Annotated in this window: 19 protein-coding genes and 1 tRNA gene; 14 read left to right on the top strand and 6 right to left on the bottom strand. The window is 44.6% G+C overall.

Annotated features, from left to right (window positions below; translation table 11 throughout):
- Positions 1–7: 7 nt before the first annotated feature.
- The gene (locus tag VF412_RS08360) at positions 8–1576 is read right to left on the bottom strand and encodes a class I SAM-dependent methyltransferase (RefSeq protein WP_331338775.1); all 1569 of its coding nucleotides are present in this window, start codon (positions 1574–1576) and stop codon (positions 8–10) included.
- Between the two features lie 75 nt (positions 1577–1651).
- Here VF412_RS08360 and VF412_RS08355 point away from each other — a divergent pair, with 75 nt between their 5' ends.
- The 5 genes from VF412_RS08355 (at position 1652) to VF412_RS08335 (ending at position 4452) form a co-directional block, all read left to right on the top strand.
- Positions 1652–2245, top strand: a complete 594-nt coding sequence (locus VF412_RS08355; protein WP_331338774.1) for a LemA family protein — start codon at positions 1652–1654, stop codon at positions 2243–2245.
- Positions 2245–3003 carry a TPM domain-containing protein gene (locus tag VF412_RS08350; protein ID WP_331338773.1) on the top strand — a complete coding sequence of 253 codons (759 nt, stop codon included), beginning with the start codon at positions 2245–2247 and terminating at the stop codon, positions 3001–3003. Before VF412_RS08355 ends, VF412_RS08350 begins: the two co-directional genes overlap by 1 nt.
- A gap of 143 nt (positions 3004–3146) precedes the next feature.
- Positions 3147–3791 carry a TPM domain-containing protein gene (locus VF412_RS08345; protein WP_331338772.1) on the top strand — a complete coding sequence of 215 codons (645 nt, stop codon included), beginning with the start codon at positions 3147–3149 and terminating at the stop codon, positions 3789–3791.
- A gap of 117 nt (positions 3792–3908) precedes the next feature.
- Positions 3909–3984: transfer RNA gene (locus VF412_RS08340), tRNA-Arg, on the top strand.
- A 117-nt stretch (positions 3985–4101) separates the two neighbouring features.
- Positions 4102–4452, top strand: a complete 351-nt coding sequence (locus VF412_RS08335; RefSeq protein WP_331338771.1) for a hypothetical protein — start codon at positions 4102–4104, stop codon at positions 4450–4452.
- 105 nt (positions 4453–4557) lie between these two features.
- Here the strand turns inward: VF412_RS08335 and VF412_RS08330 are convergent, their stop codons facing one another.
- Positions 4558–5523 carry an AraC family transcriptional regulator gene (locus VF412_RS08330; protein WP_331338770.1) on the bottom strand — a complete coding sequence of 322 codons (966 nt, stop codon included), beginning with the start codon at positions 5521–5523 and terminating at the stop codon, positions 4558–4560.
- 312 nt (positions 5524–5835) lie between these two features.
- On the opposite strand from VF412_RS08330, the gene VF412_RS08325 reads away from it, so the two are divergent.
- Positions 5836–6768, top strand: a complete 933-nt coding sequence (locus VF412_RS08325) for an HD-GYP domain-containing protein (protein WP_331338769.1) — start codon at positions 5836–5838, stop codon at positions 6766–6768.
- A 133-nt stretch (positions 6769–6901) separates the two neighbouring features.
- Complete coding sequence (locus VF412_RS08320) at positions 6902–8350, top strand: DUF1254 domain-containing protein (RefSeq protein ID WP_331338768.1); 1449 nt, start codon at positions 6902–6904, stop codon at positions 8348–8350.
- On the opposite strand, the gene VF412_RS08315 is transcribed toward VF412_RS08320, so the two are convergent.
- The 3 genes from VF412_RS08315 to VF412_RS08305 all read right to left on the bottom strand — a co-directional run bounded on the left by VF412_RS08315 (position 8330) and on the right by VF412_RS08305 (position 11085).
- Positions 8330–9622: a helix-turn-helix transcriptional regulator gene (locus VF412_RS08315; RefSeq protein ID WP_331338767.1), complete on the bottom strand. Its 1293-nt coding sequence runs from the start codon at positions 9620–9622 to the stop codon at positions 8330–8332. The two genes, VF412_RS08320 and VF412_RS08315, sit on opposite strands and share 21 nt — an antisense overlap.
- Before the next feature lie 69 nt (positions 9623–9691).
- Positions 9692–10063 carry a KH domain-containing protein gene (locus tag VF412_RS08310; protein WP_331338766.1) on the bottom strand — a complete coding sequence of 124 codons (372 nt, stop codon included), beginning with the start codon at positions 10061–10063 and terminating at the stop codon, positions 9692–9694.
- Between the two features lie 137 nt (positions 10064–10200).
- Entirely contained in the window at positions 10201–11085 is an 885-nt protein-coding gene (locus VF412_RS08305) for a pirin family protein (protein ID WP_331338765.1), read from the bottom strand.
- Between the two features lie 88 nt (positions 11086–11173).
- On the opposite strand from VF412_RS08305, the gene VF412_RS08300 reads away from it, so the two are divergent.
- From VF412_RS08300 to VF412_RS08290, 3 genes are all read left to right on the top strand, one after another.
- Complete coding sequence (locus tag VF412_RS08300; protein WP_331338764.1) at positions 11174–11947, top strand: AMP nucleosidase; 774 nt, start codon at positions 11174–11176, stop codon at positions 11945–11947.
- Positions 11948–12047: 100 nt separating this feature from the next.
- A complete protein-coding gene (locus VF412_RS08295) occupies positions 12048–12554 on the top strand; it encodes a hypothetical protein (protein ID WP_331338763.1) in 507 nt (168 codons plus the stop codon).
- Positions 12555–12742: 188 nt separating this feature from the next.
- A complete protein-coding gene (locus tag VF412_RS08290) occupies positions 12743–13288 on the top strand; it encodes a hypothetical protein (protein ID WP_331338762.1) in 546 nt (181 codons plus the stop codon).
- A gap of 125 nt (positions 13289–13413) precedes the next feature.
- Here VF412_RS08290 and VF412_RS08285 read toward each other — a convergent pair whose 3' ends face one another.
- Positions 13414–13824, bottom strand: a complete 411-nt coding sequence (locus tag VF412_RS08285) for a hypothetical protein (RefSeq protein WP_331338761.1) — start codon at positions 13822–13824, stop codon at positions 13414–13416.
- A 233-nt stretch (positions 13825–14057) separates the two neighbouring features.
- Here VF412_RS08285 and VF412_RS08280 point away from each other — a divergent pair, with 233 nt between their 5' ends.
- From VF412_RS08280 to VF412_RS08265, 4 genes are all read left to right on the top strand, one after another.
- Positions 14058–14750 carry an amino acid racemase gene (locus tag VF412_RS08280; protein ID WP_331338760.1) on the top strand — a complete coding sequence of 231 codons (693 nt, stop codon included), beginning with the start codon at positions 14058–14060 and terminating at the stop codon, positions 14748–14750.
- 257 nt (positions 14751–15007) lie between these two features.
- Positions 15008–15448 (top strand): helix-turn-helix domain-containing protein, encoded by a 441-nt coding sequence (locus VF412_RS08275; RefSeq protein WP_331338759.1) that lies wholly within the window; start codon positions 15008–15010, stop codon positions 15446–15448.
- 76 nt (positions 15449–15524) lie between these two features.
- Positions 15525–16730, top strand: coding sequence for a S41 family peptidase (locus tag VF412_RS08270; RefSeq protein ID WP_331338758.1), 1206 nt, complete (start codon positions 15525–15527; stop codon positions 16728–16730).
- 257 nt (positions 16731–16987) lie between these two features.
- On the top strand, positions 16988–17544 hold a 557-nt coding region (locus tag VF412_RS08265), incomplete at its 3' end, for a hypothetical protein (RefSeq protein WP_331338757.1).

Raw genomic sequence — 17544 nt, 5'->3', positions numbered from 1 at the left:
AAACCTGTTAGTTCTTGCGAAGAATGATGGACTTCATCAAAGGTTCCTGGTCGGGAAGCTCGAAGTCCAATCCTTGTGACGGAGCGGGAAGAATTTTAAAAGAAAATTCTCGCTTTAATTTTTCCAAACGTAAATGCAAATCACCGCTGGTCCATTTCTCGTAATTTGTACAGAAAAGCAGAAGACCGTTTTTTTCTAAGCAGTACATGCAGTTCACTAAAAGTTCGTCGAAATTTTTGCTAATTGAAAACACGCTGTTTTTCGAGCGGCCAAACGATGGTGGGTCGCAAACAATCAGTCCGAATTTACGCTTACGGCGGATCGTGCCCTTTAAGAATAACAGGCAGTCATTCACCCAGAATTCATACTTCTCGTCTTCGGGATTCAATCCATTCAATTCGAAGTTGCGTTTGCTCCAATCAATAAAATTAGAGGAAACGTCAACAGTGCAAACTTCTTGAGCACCGGCCAAAGCAGAGACAACGCTGAAACCACTTGTGTAAGAGAATAAATTCAAAACGCGGCGATCTTGAGCATGTTCTTGCACCCACAGGCGATTCTCGCGCTGATCTAGGAAAAGACCTGGCGATAGACCTGTGTCACTGCGAAGCTCATAAACCACCCCATTTTCTTTCGCCGTCCAACGGGGGGAAGTGCTGCCGATATTCCAAAGAATTTCAGCATTAGGGTCTTCACCACGGTTGAGCATTTTGCGCACAAGAATTTTTTTACCCCAACGCTTCGAGACTCTTTCAAAGCGCAGAAGATCTTGGACCGTGGGATCAGATTCTTTATACCAATATATCCATAAATAATCGCCATATTGATCAACACGATAGGTGTCGAGTTCGCGATGACTTAAGCGAAGGCTTTCGTCTTTTAATTCTGAAAACTTGTACATGCGTTCGCGGCGTTCGAAGGCCTCTTCCAGAATCAAGTCTTCCTCGTGAGAATGAATCTCTGAGGACTCGGCCCAGATAGGAATGTCAGTTTCGAAGGAAACCTTTTCGCCATTTAATTCAAAACCTAAAGATAATGAATGCAAACACAGGCGGTGATAGGGAGTGCCGTTATGTTCTGCGTCTCCCAAAATGGCAATGCCATTGGCCTCTGCATGCAGACGAATCTGATGGGGCTTTCCAGAGTGAGGAATGGCCTCCCACAGATGGTGATTGCCGACAGGGTGTAGGTATTTAAAAGTTGTCTTAGCGTTGTTTTCTTTATCAGTTCGGCTGACGAAGGAGTTCTTCTCTTTTTCGATGTGGGATTCGTAAGTGAATTCTTTCTTCGCAGAAGCTTTATCGGTCAGGAAAAGATAGCGCTTTTGCACAAGGTGCTGCTCAAAAAGGCGGGTCAAGTCAGCAGCGATTTCTGAACTTGTAGCCAAAACTAAGGCGCCCGATGTGGCCTTATCCAGGCGATGAACGGTGTAAAGCTTTCGATCTAGCTCCTCTTCATAAACCTCAACGCAACCTCGCTTCCCGAATTCGGGGCTGTGCGTGTTCAGGCCTGCGATCTTGTCAATAAAGATGCAGCCGGCTGTCTCGGTGTATCGAAGCTTAATTGTCCGTGTCATTCTCCTAATATAGACTGGTTTTGATTGAGGGTCACTGAGAGTTTAGATACAAAAGAGGTCAGGAGGAATTCCCCCATGAAACTCGTTTCGAAAGCCCTTTTGGTTGCTCTTGTTTTGCCTTTTTTGGCAGGTTGTGGATTCCAAGCAATCCCGCAATCTAAAAACTCAACGGAAGCAGCCCTTGCAGAAGTATCAAACCAATACAAACGTCGAGCTGATTTGATTCCAAACCTCGTGAATGTCGTAAAAGGTTACGCAAAACATGAGGAAGAGACATTGACTGCAGTCACAGAGGCTCGAGCTAAAGCAACGGCGATGAACATCGATCCTTCGAAGGTGACACCAGAACAATTGGCTCAATATCAAAAAGCACAAAGTGGTTTGTCACAAGCTTTGGGTCGTCTGATGGTTGTTTCTGAAAAATACCCGGATCTGAAAGCGGATCAAAACTTCCGTGACTTACAGGCTCAACTTGAAGGCACAGAAAACCGCATCACGGTGGCTCGTCAAAGATACATCGAGTCAATCAAAGAGTTTAACAATCTGGTGACGGTTCCACCGACAAGCTGGACAAACTCTGTGATGTACCACTTTGAAAAAATGCCTCAATGGGATTTAAATCCTGATGAGAAAGCTTCTGCAGAGAAAGCTCCAGAAGTTAAATTCTAATGCGTTTTTTCGCTTTATCTTTTCTTTCTTTAGTTCTCGGCCTGAGTTTGAATGCTCGGGCTGAGTTTCAGGTTCCCACCCTGACGGGGCCGGTGATGGATGAAGTGGGGCTTTTGCCTCGCTCCACTCGCCAAGATTTGACGCAACTTCTTTACGACTTCAATCGACGTGGAAAAGCGCAAATTCAAATTTTGATCATCGACTCTTTAGAAGGGGAGCCGATAGAGTCTGCTTCCATCAAAATCACTGACAAGTGGAGGTTGGGTGATAAAAAGAAAGACAATGGCATCTTGTTCTTAATTGCTTGGAAAGATCGCGCGATGCGCATCGAAGTCGGTCAAGGTCTTGAAGGTGCCATTCCCGATGTCTATGCAAAACGAATCATCGCGGATCACGTCGTTCCGTTGTTCAAGCAGAAAAAATATTCTGAAGGCGTGTATGCCGGTGTATCCGACATCATGTCTTTAGCGGATAAAGAATTCGCGGATGAAAGAATGCCAGCCCACAATTCGTCAAACGATGACGATGGTGGCGGCGGTATTCCGTTTTGGTTGATTATCATCGTTCTCATCATCATTTCAATCCTAGGTCGTTTCGGTGGAGGCCGTGGTCGCTTCTACGGTGGCGGCGGAGGATTCGGTGGTGGTGGAGGATTCGGTGGTGGTGGTTTCGGCGGCTTTGGTGGTAGCGGCGGTGGAGGCGGCTGGTCCGGCGGAGGCGGTGGCTTCAGCGGCGGCGGAGCCTCAGGAAATTGGTAGTGCGCGTACAGCGCTGTCGCACCGACAGCGACGGAAGCTGGAGTGGCGGCAGCCACAGTGCTGTAGCACCGGCAGCGACAGAAGCTGGAGTGGCGGCAGCCACAGTGCTGTAGCACCGGCAGGTGCGGAAGCTGGAGTAACTTATGGCTTGGATTCATAGATATATTTCTGACGAAGACATTCAAAAAATTTCCGAAGCCGTACAAAAGGCAGAAGAAAAAACCGACGGCGAAATCGTACCGATTATCGTGCGCCGATCTTCGACGGTAGGTCATGTTCCTCTGACGTTGACGCTCTTGATTCTGCTTTTATTGGTGGTCGTTGAATTGCCTTACAGTGATTTGCTATGGATTCGTCCCTGGGTTTATGCTTGGCCATTCTTGGTGATCGTTATTTACTATGCCTCGTTCTTTATTGGTCGTCTTCCCTGGATTCAAAAAGTTTTAGTTCCAGAGCGCGATGAAGTCGAGCAAGTTCATCAACGTGCTCATTTGGAATTTTTCACGAATAAGGTGAATAAGACCAAACATCACACAGGAATATTGATTTTCGTTTCTGTGATGGAAAAAAAGGCTGTCATCTTGGCTGATGAAGGTATCTCTAAAAAACTTCCGAATGAAACCTGGGACAAGGTTCTTAAAAATCTGGGTGATCAACTTGGCAAAGGCAACTGGGGGTTTGGCTTCGTGGAAGCCATCGAAGCCTGTGGCCATCATCTAAAGACGCACTTCCCCGCAAGCTCCCACGGTGAAAATCAGCTTAAAAATCAATTGATCGTTAAGCCTTAGCGTAATGCTTTGCCTCTGAAAATGACTCGCAAATGAGCACAACTTGAGCACTTGCGATGGGCTGCATTATTCCAAAACTTGCCCAAACACACCTTTCGTTGATAGGGTGACCTTAATGCGTTCGTAGTTCAATGGATAGAGCACTTGGCTTCGAACCAAGGGGTTGCAGGTTCGAGTCCTGCCGAGCGCACCATTCTTGACCTAGACGTCGAACACATTCTTAGTAAATTTTTACAGACGAAGGGAAACTCTTTCAGAAGAGAGCCTTTCTGTATTATGAAATGGATCAAATCCAACCCCGGAGATCAAAATGAAAAGTATCGTTTTCAGCCTCATTGTAATCCTCGGTTCTAGCGCCACTATGGCGCAAACAAAAACCCATAATCTAGTTTGTGTAGCACCTGATGTGCGAGTCACTATTTCCTACTCTTACAATAATGATGGATTGGAAGCGTCAGGAAATTACTTGGGAACAACGTTGAAGCTTATAAGTTCACCGGGATCACTGCCGGTCCTTGAGGGATGGGTTGGTGACACGGATAACAACACAACTTATCAGATTACTTTGTTAGATAATAACACCTCAGCCGTATTGGTTACACAAAACGATGTCGACCGAGTTGGTACCAATCACAGTACTGTCGAATTGAACTGTCAGTAATAACGTTAAGACTAGTGGCTTGCTCTATGAAGCCGTTTGCATTACGAGACAAATTTCCTTTGGGGAAGTTGTCTCGTTTTTTTTTGCGATGATTTTTTCGTTGAATTATCCTGGTTCAATTTCAGTTATAGGAAGATTGCGTAGATTCTCGATATCTTTCATCGGGGGAGCGCCGAACTGTCTACGATACTCGCGACTGAACTGCGAAGGGCTTTCATAGCCTACTTCAAAGGCGGCGCCTGCGGCATCGACTCCGCCGGCGAGCAATAACCTGCGAGCTTCTTGCAAACGCAATTGCTTTTGATATTGCAAAGGACCAAATGTCGTTACGGCTTTAAAGCGATGATGAAGATTTGAAACACTCATGTTCACAGCCTTTGCCAACTGTTCAACCTTGATGGGGCGATTGTAGTTTTCTTTAATCCAGTAAATCGCTTTACCGATCCCAGCTTCCTGTTGATTGATTATGGCATTTTGATAAATCACCGCACCTTGATCATTTTTAAGAAGACGATAGATCAATTCTCTTTTGATGTTATTTGCAAAAAAATGAATATCACCGTCGTGCTGAAGCAGTTTGATGAGTCGCAAAATAGTTTCCTGAAAATCAAAATCAGCGGTGCCGACAAAAGCAGCCACAGAGGGCTTTCTTTTTGGCGCTTCTAATTGTGCTTCAATCATAACCGAAGCTAATTCCTTCGGTTCAAAATCCACTTTCACTCCGTAATAGGGTTTCGTGGACGAGGCCTCGAGGATCTGTCCGGAAGTTGGCAGATCAATAGATGAAATCACATAGCTTCCAATGCCATAGTCGATCACATCGGAACCAATCAGAATTCTTTTCCCACCTTGCGCAACAATACAAAATGACGGAGTCAAAATCCCACTGCGCAAGTCAGAAGGTTTCGAGGCACGGATCACAGATAAAAAAGGAATCTTCGTCTGCACCATGCCATCGATAGTGAATTGTTCGGTCAACAGAGCTGTGATCTGAGCAAGGGTATCAGATTTAGTAGCCACATTTTTTGCCTGGCCCTTGGACTGCTCTTTTTTCTTTATTGTCTTCACCATGACAACTCCCTATCAAACGCCTTTATTTTAAGATATATTCCAAGACGTTGATAGCAGGATTGTGCAAGAAGATTGCCTAATTCTGCTGTTTTCTGGCTGACCTTAATTTAAGAAATGAGATGTCAGTTGATCTTTCATTTCACGGGGTTCAAGTCGCGCCCTTTGCTAGGTACGAAATTTATTAAGCTTTCTTTAGGTTTTCCGAATCAAACTGAGACATCGGCTCTATAGCTTTCGTCCAGTTTTGCCGATGTATTAGTCATGACGAATGTAAGAGACATTAAGAGTGCTCCCATTAATCCGGATGATTTTATGGCTGTCTCCAGAGATGAATTTATCCCTGGCACCCAGGCCCCTGTGGATATTTTCTTAAAACTCTCTGAGAAAAATTTTGTGATGATTTTAAAAGAAGGTGCAAAGATCAACTTTGATCAAATGCATTTTCCTGAAAGAGCAGAGTTCTTATTTGTTCGCAAGGCCGACTATCACAAATGCGTGGGCAAAGCATTGACGGTCGCTGGGATTGTCCTTGATAGCGATAAAATCAGTACAGAAAAGAAAACCGCAGTCTTATCCAAAGCTGCCGACTCGATTTTTAAAGAGATCGAACATCTAGGCTTTGATCATCAGGCTCTAGAGCATTCAAAAATCATCAGTAAGTCGATTCAAAGCCTGGTCGATGATAAGCCAGATTTAAGTTTCGTGATTAATTTAATGGCGAACCTGAGTGACGATTTGATTCGTCATTCGATGATGGTGTCGGCAATTTCTGTGATCATTGCGCGTTCGATGAAATGGACGATGAACACGAACCTGGAAAAACTTGCGCTTGGGGCTCTTCTTCATGACGTCGGTATGAAGGAATTGCCTGACGATATTCTCGAGATGCCTCGTCATGCGATGAACCGCGAACAAGCGGCGATCTATGAATCCCACGTCTATCGTGGCGTTGAGATCCTGCGCACAATGCCATCTATTTCAGACGACATTATTGCCATAGTCCTAGAACATCACGAGAATGCTCCGGGGCAGGGGTATCCACGTCGCATCCGCGATTTTAAAATGAACCCTTTCGCCCGGGTTGTCGCACTTGCAGATTGCTTTGCCGAAGTCGTGATGAAATCCGTGAACAATCCAAACCCTAAGAATGCTGCAGCGGCTGTGGGGTTTATCGAAGTGACTCTTGGACAGCCATTCCACAAACCTGCATTTCTTGGTCTGAAGGCCGCCCTTCAACAAGCGTAGCTTCTTTCTGCTGCATTTTCACATTTTGATATGACCTTCGCCTGTACTTAAAGAATTGTAAGTTCAAGGTCAGAGCACTTCGTTCCTATCCTGTGATCTGTAAGTCTTTTTCAATCATAGGTGGGGAAAGATCATGAAAGCATCCTTCGAGTGCACACTGATGTCGATCGCGGTCGCGGCTTTGATCTCATGTTCAACTTCAAAGTCCAATGCTCCCGTGGGAATGGCCTCTGCGGATGAAGCTGCACAAATCGCTAACGAAGCATATATTTACGGATACCCCCTTGTGCTGATGGGCGTGACCCGCGACGTTTCAACGTCAACTCCTTATGTCACCAAGTCGAAAGCCCCCATCAATCAGTTCAGTCATTCAAGAGTTTATCCTGACTTCAATGCCAAGGCTGTAGTTTCACCAAATGTAGACACACTTTACAGCCAAGCTTGGTTAGATCTTTCCTCTGAACCGGTTGTGATGCGTGTCACAGAATCGGATCGCTTTTATATGATTCCGGTTTTAGATGCATGGACCAATGTTGTCGCTTCGCCGGGATCTCGGACTGAGGGAAATGGTCCCAAAGAATATGTCATCGTCGGCCCTCAGTGGAAAGGGACACTTCCTTCATCCATGCAGAAAATCACAGTTCCAACAAATAATGCTTGGATCATTGGACGTTTTCACGCGCGGGGGAGCAAAGATCTCGTTCACGTACATTCTCTGCAAGATGGTCTTGAATTGATTCCACTGAACCTTGTAGATGATGCTTATATGCCTCCACAAAACGTCAGTGTGAAAGAAAATATTGATGCAAAGACTCCACCGGTCTCTCAAGTGGAAAGAATGGATGCGGCAACTTTCTTTGCGAATTTTTCAGATGAATTAAAAATGAATCCACCGTTGGCTGAGGATGCCTTCATGGTCCAAAAGCTTCGTCGAATCGGGTTGATCCCAGGGCAGAGCTTTCACTATGAAACTCTTCCGCCGGAAGTCAAAAAGGGCATCGAAGAAGGATACGCGGCAGGGATGAAGCGTCTTGCAAAGGGTGACGGAGATCTTTTTGATAATCACAATGGCTGGATGATTCCACGGGTGATCGGAAAATATGGTCAAAGCTATATGGCTCGTGCGCAAGTGGCTCGCGTTGGCCTTGGTGCAAATCTTCGAGATGATGCTATTTATCCGATGGCAACGACAGATTCCTCTGGCCAACAATTAAATGGAAAAAATAAATATACAATTCATTTCGCGAAGAACGAAACTCCACCGGTGAATGGCTTTTGGTCTTTGACTTTGTATGATGAAAATCACTTCTTTGTGAAGAATCCGCTGAACCGATATTCTTTAGGAGATCGCAGCAGATTGTTTAAGAATCCCGATGGCTCTGTCGATATTTTGATTCAGAATATGGCGCCATTGGGGCCGCGTATGGCTAATTGGCTGCCAGCTCCCGAAGGGGATTTTAACTTGATCATGCGTCTATATTGGCCGAAGTCCGAAGCCTTGAACGGCACGTGGCAGCCACCTAAAATTCAAAAAATTCAGCAGGGACCAGAAACGAAACTTTCAAAAAACGTAGAGTTCTAAAAGTTCATCAAAGGTGATCTGCTCTTTGGATTTCAGTTGCTCTAGCGTCTTTAAGGATTGCGGAAGATTGTTTCGGCGGAAATAGTCTTCTGCTCTTGCGATGAGGCTTGGTCGCATTTGTAGGTGCAGTGGAGCAATCTTAGCAAAGAACAAACCGTCCAAAATCGCATAACTTAAAAAATAAGAATAACGACGCGAGTTTCGGATATTGAAAAGCACCATGGCTTTGGCCTCATCGAATTTTTGCTGTTGTACGAGATAGATGAATTCTCGATGCTCAGCCTTTGTATTAATCCGTTGCGGACCTGTGAAAGCTTTCAATTGCCGTGCTTTATTCATGGATGAACGAACATGCTCTGGTTCTTCGCGCTTGAAAAGTCTGATGATGCCAAGACTGTAGTGGCTATAAGATTGGCCACGCACCCAGCCGCATTTTTCGGCCATTTTATAAGATTTCAAAAGGGCACGTCGTGCATTCCCGTAGTCACGCAGGCGCAGATAACATTCGCTAAGGTGAAAATATTTAACTCCTAATTTATAGGCGTCGATGGTCGGGTGTATTTTATATTCAAGCAAAATGCATTCGCGCATCATCGGGATGGCTGCCACGGGATTTTCACTTTGATAAAGAACTTGAGCCTTGCGGAAAAGAAATTCACAGCGGGCTGACAGAGATCCTTGCGTTTGCGGCAAAAAAAATTCACTACGATCGATAAGATCTATGGCCTCACGGTGATTACCGCTGAAGTTTTCACGCAGGGCAGACCACGTCAAAATTGAAACGGCCTTTTCCGGTTCATTCAAACAGTTCGCAATTTTAAGTGCTTCATCAAAATACAGGCGGCTTGATTTCGTCTTCTGTAAGTGAAATGAAGTCAGACCGATATGAATGAAAAGAGTGAGCTTTTGTGCCGAGCAAAGTTCTGAAGGATTAAAAGATTTAAGCAGTTTTAGATAACTGGGAAACTCGTCACCTGCACGAATACGATTCAGAAAATTTTCGCTGCAAATTTCTTCTAAGGCGCGGTTGATGGGTCTCGTCTCGATCGGTACAGATGTTTTGCATAATTGATCAGGGGTGGTCTTAAAAACTCCGGCTATCCTTTCGAGAGTGTCGGGGCGAACTCTGCGAACAGATTCATTCACCCAACGTTGAACAGTCTTGGTTGAAACTCCAAGGCGTTCTGCAAATTCATGTCGAGAAAGATTTTGATTCTCTAAAAATTTTCGAAGGGCCGCAGGATCAATTTCGATAAGCTCTTTGGTCGTCATATAGCGAAAGCCTATCTGATAGATCCTACTTTCGAGAGTCTAGCTGTCAAGAATCATTTACAGCCCTTACTATTTACAAGGATTCTCTACGTTCTCGTAATAGGGGACCTCGATGACAGAACGGATACCATGGCGCGCAGTCAAGGCCAAGATCACGTTGCGAAGACTTGTGATCATTTTTCCTTTGCTGCCCAGGACTTTTCCGAGGTTCCTTTGACTACAATCGACTTTGTAAACTGTTGTGCGCGAACCTTGAATAACACTCACAGAAACTTCGGAAGGATAGTCGACAATCAATTGAATGAGTTCTTCTAACTTTCTTTTTCCAAGCTCGACCACAATTTCGTTCGAAGAGCTCACTGCGGGTGCATTATTACTCGAGGAGCTCTCCTCTGAGCTTCTGATTCTTCTGATAACAAGAACTTTACTTGTGTCTTCCACTTCATCTCCCTTGCCAAGGTCATTGTGTGTTACTTTTCGGCGGCACGGGAGATCTTCGAGGGCTAGGACATGAGATTCAGCCCATGTCCATAGTGTCCAAAAATTATCTCACATTTTAAGTGTTCAACTGAAACTCATTATTCAGGAAGAGGAATCGTATCTGGTTCACCAGGCACTTGCGGGAAGGTTTTGTTCCGCCATGCGGTCTTTGCTTGTTCAATTTTTTCTTTTGAAGACGAAACGTAATTCCAATAAATGAATCTTTCCTCGGGAAAAGGTTCGCCACCTAGGACCATGAAGTGCGAATCCTCTTGGGCCGTTACCTTTAAACTTGAATCATGATTTAAGATCACGAAGTCATCTGTTGGAATCGATTTTTCGTTCATTTGCAAATTTCCTGTAATTACAAAAAATGCGAGTTCATGATGAGCTTCCGGAGCAAACTCGAACGTCTGTCCTTTCTTCAGGCGGACATCCATGAAAAACAACGGCGAGTAAGTATCCACCGGAGATTTCTTTCCGAATGCTTCGCCTGCAATCAACAAAACATCAGCGTCACCCATTTTAAAACTTGGGATAGTGGTTTGGGGATGATGCTTAAAAGAGGGCTCCCGGTCTTCTTCGGCAACGGGAAGGGCAACCCAAAACTGCAACAGATGCAAACGGTGAGGCTTATTAAGCACATCTTCCGGGGTTCTTTCCGAATGTGCGATCCCTTTACCTGCTGTCATCCAATTGACGTCGCCAGGATTTAAAAGTTGTTTATTGCCGCCGCTATCGTGGTGAAGAACTTGTCCCTCGAGAAGGTAGCTGAGCGTTGAAAGGCCGATGTGCGGGTGAGGACGAACAGTCATGCCCTGCTGGGGGCCAAATTCTGTGGAAGGCAGATAGTCGAAGAAAATGAAAGGTCCTACCATGCGTTTTTCACGGTAAGGAATCATGCGATGCACATTGCTGCCCCCACCCAAGCTCACCATGCGAGGGGCAACTTCCATAAGGATATCATTTTGCGTAGAACTCATAGGTAGCCTCTTTTCTCTCTCAAAAAAGAATGCTACACTTGATCAATTAATCAAGCGAGTAAAAGTAAGAGAAAAATAGAGGAGTAGCATGAAAACAAAAAAAGAAATCGTAGAGAATTGGCTGCCTCGCTACACAGGTGTGCCTCTGGAAGAGTTCGGGCATTATATTTTGCTGACAAATTTTGGCGGTTACGTAAAGACATTTGCGGAGCGCTTCAATGTCCCGGTGTGCGGTATCGATAAACCGATGCAATCAGCGACAGCGGAAAACATCACAATCATCAATTTCGGTATGGGAAGTGCTTTGGCCGCAACATGCATGGATTTGTTGACGGCAATTTCGCCAAAGGCCGTATTGTTCTTAGGCAAATGTGGTGGTTTAAAAAAGAAAAATCAACTGGGTGATTTTATCCTGCCAATCGCAGCGATTCGCGGCGAAGGAACAAGTAACGAATATCTTCCAGCTGAAATCCCGGCGTTGCCTTCGTTCCGTTTGCAAAAAGCGGTATCTTCCATGATCGCAAAAAATGGTTGCGATTATTGGACAGGGACTGTGTACACAACAAATCGTCGCGTGTGGGAACACGATGACCATTTCAAAGAGTACCTGGCTAAAACTCGAGCTATGGCTGTGGATATGGAAACAGCAACGATCTTTGTCACAGGTTTCGTAAACGAAATTCCTCGTGGAGCTTTGTTGCTTGTTTCAGATAACCCAATGATCCCGGACGGTGTGAAGACAGAGGAAAGTGATAAGAAAGTCACAGCGAATTTTGTCGAAAAGCACATCACGATTGGAATTGAAGCTCTGCGCGAGCTTCGGGATTCCGGTGAATCTGTGAAACATCTCCGTTGGGATTGATTTAAAACAAGAAGTCACTTTAGATTTTCAAAACGTCAGCAACCCTCCTATTTTCAAATATTAGAGATTTTGATCTTTAATTTTTGAACTCGGAGGGTGTATGAAGTGGCTCGTTCTTGTTGCAACCGTTTTCTGCATGCAAGCAACTTTTGCGGATCTACCGCAACCGTTGCCAGATGATCCGGGGCAACAGAATCCTCAACCTCCGCCACAGCAGCCTCCACAATACCCACCAAATCAGCCACCGCAGCAACCATTGCCGCCACCCACTGGAACGCCTACGCGATATTCGTTAGGGTCTGGGCAGCTCACACGTTTTAAAGAGCGTGAATTTACCTTCTATCCTACGACGGGCATGAATCGTTTGGCGCGTATCTCTCTTACAGGGATCGGTAATACAATTGAAATCAAAGAAGTGCGTATTCAATATGCTGATTATTTCGACGAGCGTATGGATTACATGCTTCCAGGTGACTTAGGGAACGGGAATACACGCACAAGTTCGTTGGATGCGCGACCTATTTATAAAATTACTGTGAAGGCATCCGCGAAGTATTTTTGGAAAAAAGCCGGAGGCTTCCGCGTAGATGTGGCTGGTTACCCCTAGAAAGTGATCAAAGTGTACGCACGAAAACCTTTCAAAAAATAAGATAGGTTTTCGTGTTCACAGGGCGGAATTTGTTATTTTCACCTTTTTTCATGCGATTAACATATTGTGTCATTTTGAAAGTTGCGAGATAACCTTGGCCACTCAATCAGTTTTAAAAATGAATGGCACTTTTGGGGAGGCTCGCTTTGACTAATCCAGGCACTAACATGCAGGCCGATGAGATCGATACAGAATTCGACTCCGATATGGAGAACGAAAAAGAGATGAAGAAAACCTCTGCTTTTGAAGCAGATATGGATGAGGACCTTGAAAGTGAAGCAGCCCTAGCGCAAATGGCGGGCAGCCTTTTAATGGAAGGCGAAGAGGATGATACAAATCTTGATGAAATCGAGAACATCCTTGAGTTGCCAGACACTGGCTATCCAAAGTTCACTTTGGCTAAGAATAAAGCTCGCTTCCTAAGAATGGTGAGCTGGTACCGTGGTAAAGAAGAGTGGATCGAAGTTGCTCCATTGTCTGGCGTAACAAAGCTCTTCAAACAACAGACGAAAGAATTGGAAGGTATCCGTTCTTCTAAGTTGGATTATGAAATGGAGCTTGAGACAGGAACTTTGACTCCTTCTCAAAGATCTTACCGTCGCGATGAACTTAAAATGTGTAAAGTTCAGGAAAAAATGGCGGTTCACTTGATTTCTAAACTTCAAGTGAAGATCAAGTCGGGTCGTCGGTAGGCCTACACTTCGATCTCGTCGAAGTAACAAGATCTAATTTCGGTTTTTAGTACATAAAACGTGAAATAAAAAAGGCTGTCGCAATGACAGCCTTTTTTATTTAATCTATCTGTCTCGCGGAATCATTATTTCAATGTGCAAGTCAATGTCTCCACGTCAGGTTTCGCTGCGAATTCGCTATAGTACGTGGTCGTCGCTTTCACAGTCGAAGCACCTTGCAAAGCTTCGTTAGCAAGAGTGAAAGTAAAGCCCTCTTCGCCAGTTTGATTTTCTGCTTCGACATAAGCATCTCCTGACGGATATGCGAAGTTAACAAAGTCCAAGGCATTGTCTTCGCTTTCTGACTTTAAAGAGCTGTTAGAAGCGATGTTGATGATGCCTTTATCGTTTTGGTTTTTAAAGCTCAATTTAACCGTCGGTTTGACGTCGCCAACGATGACTTTTGTCGTGAGACCTTGGCAGTCATAAGTGTAAGTTTGTGCTGCCATAGCATGTGCAGAAACGATAGTGATAAGAGCGATAGCTAGTGATTTCATAAATTCTCCTTAAAGAATGATTTGTGTTTTGATTTCGGAGTGTTTGTAGCGGTGCCACTATCAAAAGGGCAGTGAATAGGTCGTAAGTTATTATGCAAGAAAGCTATCGCAAAGGTTACCGGGCGAAGAAATAGCTCTAGCAGCGGCTTTGTGTCATGGATGAGGCTTGACTGTTTTGGTCTCCAAAATGACAGTTGAGTCATTAGTAAAATCGAAAACGCAAGAGGGGACCTATGAGGAAGATTGGTTTATTAGGTGGTATGAGTTGGGAATCAACAGTTCCTTACTACAGATTGATCAATGAACATATCAAAACCAAATTAGGTGGCCTTCATTCTGCGGAGCTCATGCTTTACAGTATGGACTTCCAAAAAATCGCAAACTTGCAAAGACAAGGTGACTGGGATGGGGCAGGCCGAGTTCTTGGCGAAGCGGCTGTCTCATTAAAAAATGCTGGTGCCGAGGCGATTATCGTTTGCACAAACACCATGCATAAAGTTGCAGAGCAAATCGAAAATCACAGCGGCCTTCCGCTACTTCATATTGCCGATGCGACAGCTCAGGCAATTCATGCAAAAAAAGTTAAGAAGGTGGCTTTGCTTGGCACCTGCTACACGATGGAACAAAGTTTCTATCGTGATCGTTTGGCAGCGCAGTTTGGAATCGAGACATTGATTCCGGATGCAGACGCACGGGCGCAAATTAACAAGATCATCTTTGAAGAGCTGTGCGTAGGTGTGGTTCGCGAAGATTCTCGTCAGTTCTTTAAGAATGTGATCAGTGACCTTGTTGCTCAAGGGGCCGAGGGTGTGATCTTAGGTTGTACTGAGATTGGCATGTTGATCTCTTGCGAACATGCCAGCGTTCCTGTCTTTGATACGACGATCATTCACGCAAATTTCGCAGCTGAGTTCATGTTGAGTTAAGGGTCGTTTCAAAATCACTCTTCGAATCAAGATGGTCCAGGATTGTGGACTGTCTCTAATATATTGAAATCTGGCGGATCAAAAAGAACCTGAAATGCAATACGTTTCGTCGGCTAGTAAGAAAGTCTAGTAATTTAGCCCCTTTAAAGTGTCTCAAAAAAAAATTCTTCCTGGCTCTTTAGTCTCACGTTGGAACGCCGATAGGTACAAAGTGAGTCAAATACGATTTGTTAATGTTTCAAAAGGGGAGGACTAGAATGTCACGCACAGTAATGATCGTGGTGAGCGATAACCAGGAAACCGTAGATAGCGCAAAGAAGTACTGGGAGAACCATGATGTAACTGTTCATGCTTATTCTTCAGCGCAATGGCGTGAAGGATTGGATAACGCATTTTTCAGACAACAACTTGCAGCGGGTGTGCCTGCATTGGTATCAGGCAACAGCCCTGTAACTACTGATGCTGGTGGCAATGTACTTCAATTCCCATCTGCAACGACAACTTCTTCTAACGTTCAAAAGATGGAAGAGTTGGAAGCGCAAGCAATTGAAAATGCGATCGTTCAATACAAAGGCAACTTGACTGAAGCTGCTAAAGCTTTGGGTATCGGCCGTGCGACTTTGTATCGTAAAGTGAAGCAATACCACATTGATCCTTCTGCGGCTCGCAAGAAGAAATCAACTCCAGTGGCTGCTTAATTCACTGAAGAAATATCAAAGAACAGAAAATGGACTTCTGATGAAGTCCATTTTTCTTTTTTGGTGAATAGTTGAAATGAAAATGATTGTCGCTGCCTTATTAGCTTTGGCTTGTGCCTTCGGCGCTTATCAATTCGCCGTGCAGCGTACTTTTGTCAATCCATACCCAATAGTCTGTGATTTTGTCGCTCAAAAAATATACTTGCCTGAAGAGAAATTAAAAGATTGGCTGAAAGTCTGTCACAGCCGTAGCCATCTGGTTTCTCCGTACTCTGCAAAGAAAATGATTTTGCAGGATATGAATAATGTTTTTGAGCTACTCAAAGTCTCGCATTTGGAAATCTATGATGCTAATGAAGTGAAGAATATCTGGAAAGGTGAATCTACAGAGACAGGTCTTGAAGGGGACTTTGTTGAAAGTGAATTCGTTGTCTTTAAGGTCCATCAAGGATCACCCTCTGAAAAAGCTGGATTTAAAAAAGGTGACATCGTTGAATCCATTAACGGAGGCCAACCCAGTCCATGGACTGCGGCAAGCGATATCGGACTTTACCGAGTTCGTCGGGGTGATAAGACTCTTGAATTGAAAATGAAAGCGGGGACATTTCAACGTGATGACTCGCCGACTTTTGAAAGACGGGGATCACAGTTAGTGATTCGTGTTCCTTCTTTTAGATCTGAATTTTTTGATGACAAAGGACTGAAGAAAATTTCGACGAACTTGCTTGGGGCGAAAATAGCCGTCATTGATTTGCGAGGAAATGCTGGCGGAAACTTTGTTGCGGGTTTGCGTTTTCTTTCCATCTTGATGTGTGAGCCTCAAGAGATTGGTTCTTTGGTTAAACCTAAAGCTTTAGATGCGTCTGAAGCACTATTGCCAGATGATTTGCAAGATGAACATCAACTTGCCGTTTTAGAAAAGCATCATCGCGTGATTCTTAAGACCTACCACAAAGGGGAATGTTTTCGAGGCGCTTTGAAGGTCCTTGTGGACGGCAAAAGCTCATCAGTGGCTGAAATGGTGACTTTGGCGTTAAGAGAATTTCGTCATGCTGTTATCGCGGGTGCGCCGACTCGTGGTGAGCTTCTGGTGGGGGTTTGGTATCCGATGGATGAGGTCTCACCAGGTGTGCAAATTTCAATTCCCGAAGCCTATTACGAAAGTGCCCAGGGACGTCGCATTGAGGGGCAGGGCGTTTCTGTAACCAAGACTTTATATTACAAACTTCCGCAAATGCGCTCTGGTATTGATTCCTGGATCGAAGAAATTCTTTCTCTTTAGGATTGAATCCTTATCGCAGGGACTTCGCGGTACGGCCGTATGGCTTTCTCTTGCTTAAATAATCCTGACGCGAAAGGAACTAGAGGGTGGTCTAGCTGACTTTTTGTGTGTCAACATGAGATAATCAAAATAGAACGTCAAACAGCTTTTGTGCGACTGTACATGCAATAGTCGACGATAAAGAATATATTAGAAATTACATCGGCACACTCCTGGCAATGACAATTTATGACGATAACATTGCCGAGGGAGATCAAATGGGGAACGCTAAGGTGATTGAATTTCCGAAAGAAAAATCTTTGAAAAAGAGATTGCAAGATAAAGCTCAAGAACAAAAAGCAGTTCTTATTCTTTCTATCGCCTCTGTTTTGTTGATGACTGTCTTTGTGAACCAATGGTTGGTTGATAATGCAGATCACAGTTTGACGGCCCATGGTTCTCGTCAAGTTGCTAGCTTTGAACCGGCTGTGTTCGCTCGCGATGTGAAATGGGAGCACGACCTTGCAAAACGCTTGAATGGCGAGACTGCTTTTGCCGCGAATCTGGCAGAGCGTCCGACAGTTCGTGATGAATTGGTCTTTGGTTATCTTGAAGGTAAATACGGCATGAAAATGGCCAAAAACCAAATTCAAAGCCTTGAGTTCATCGATGCGCAAGCAGGCGAACAGCCAATGGCGATCGCGGATAAAGCTCAATTCCTTAAGAAATACGCAGAGGCGTTTGGTGGCAATTACAGTGAAGTAAGTCCAAGCCAAGGCACCGCAAACGAGCAGGTCTATAACTTGATTGATGCAGGCAAGACCATTGTAGGGCA

Source organism: Bdellovibrio sp., assembly GCF_036384735.1.
Lineage (GTDB): Bacteria > Bdellovibrionota > Bdellovibrionia > Bdellovibrionales > Bdellovibrionaceae > Bdellovibrio.
This window is presented reverse-complemented; position numbering and strand designations above follow the sequence as displayed.

Coding starts and splice junctions, on each gene's coding strand:
- VF412_RS08285 (WP_331338761.1), bottom strand. CDS start 13,824: ATGAAATCACTAGCTATCGCTCTTATCACTATCGTTTCTGCACATGCT.
- VF412_RS08275 (WP_331338759.1), top strand. CDS start 15,008: ATGTCACGCACAGTAATGATCGTGGTGAGCGATAACCAGGAAACCGTA.
- VF412_RS08280 (WP_331338760.1), top strand. CDS start 14,058: ATGAGGAAGATTGGTTTATTAGGTGGTATGAGTTGGGAATCAACAGTT.
- VF412_RS08325 (WP_331338769.1), top strand. CDS start 5,836: ATGGCTGTCTCCAGAGATGAATTTATCCCTGGCACCCAGGCCCCTGTG.
- VF412_RS08295 (WP_331338763.1), top strand. CDS start 12,048: ATGAAGTGGCTCGTTCTTGTTGCAACCGTTTTCTGCATGCAAGCAACT.
- VF412_RS08355 (WP_331338774.1), top strand. CDS start 1,652: ATGAAACTCGTTTCGAAAGCCCTTTTGGTTGCTCTTGTTTTGCCTTTT.
- VF412_RS08350 (WP_331338773.1), top strand. CDS start 2,245: ATGCGTTTTTTCGCTTTATCTTTTCTTTCTTTAGTTCTCGGCCTGAGT.
- VF412_RS08335 (WP_331338771.1), top strand. CDS start 4,102: ATGAAAAGTATCGTTTTCAGCCTCATTGTAATCCTCGGTTCTAGCGCC.
- VF412_RS08305 (WP_331338765.1), bottom strand. CDS start 11,085: ATGAGTTCTACGCAAAATGATATCCTTATGGAAGTTGCCCCTCGCATG.
- VF412_RS08345 (WP_331338772.1), top strand. CDS start 3,147: ATGGCTTGGATTCATAGATATATTTCTGACGAAGACATTCAAAAAATT.
- VF412_RS08315 (WP_331338767.1), bottom strand. CDS start 9,622: ATGACGACCAAAGAGCTTATCGAAATTGATCCTGCGGCCCTTCGAAAA.
- VF412_RS08300 (WP_331338764.1), top strand. CDS start 11,174: ATGAAAACAAAAAAAGAAATCGTAGAGAATTGGCTGCCTCGCTACACA.
- VF412_RS08360 (WP_331338775.1), bottom strand. CDS start 1,576: ATGACACGGACAATTAAGCTTCGATACACCGAGACAGCCGGCTGCATC.
- VF412_RS08270 (WP_331338758.1), top strand. CDS start 15,525: ATGAAAATGATTGTCGCTGCCTTATTAGCTTTGGCTTGTGCCTTCGGC.
- VF412_RS08320 (WP_331338768.1), top strand. CDS start 6,902: ATGAAAGCATCCTTCGAGTGCACACTGATGTCGATCGCGGTCGCGGCT.
- VF412_RS08330 (WP_331338770.1), bottom strand. CDS start 5,523: ATGGTGAAGACAATAAAGAAAAAAGAGCAGTCCAAGGGCCAGGCAAAA.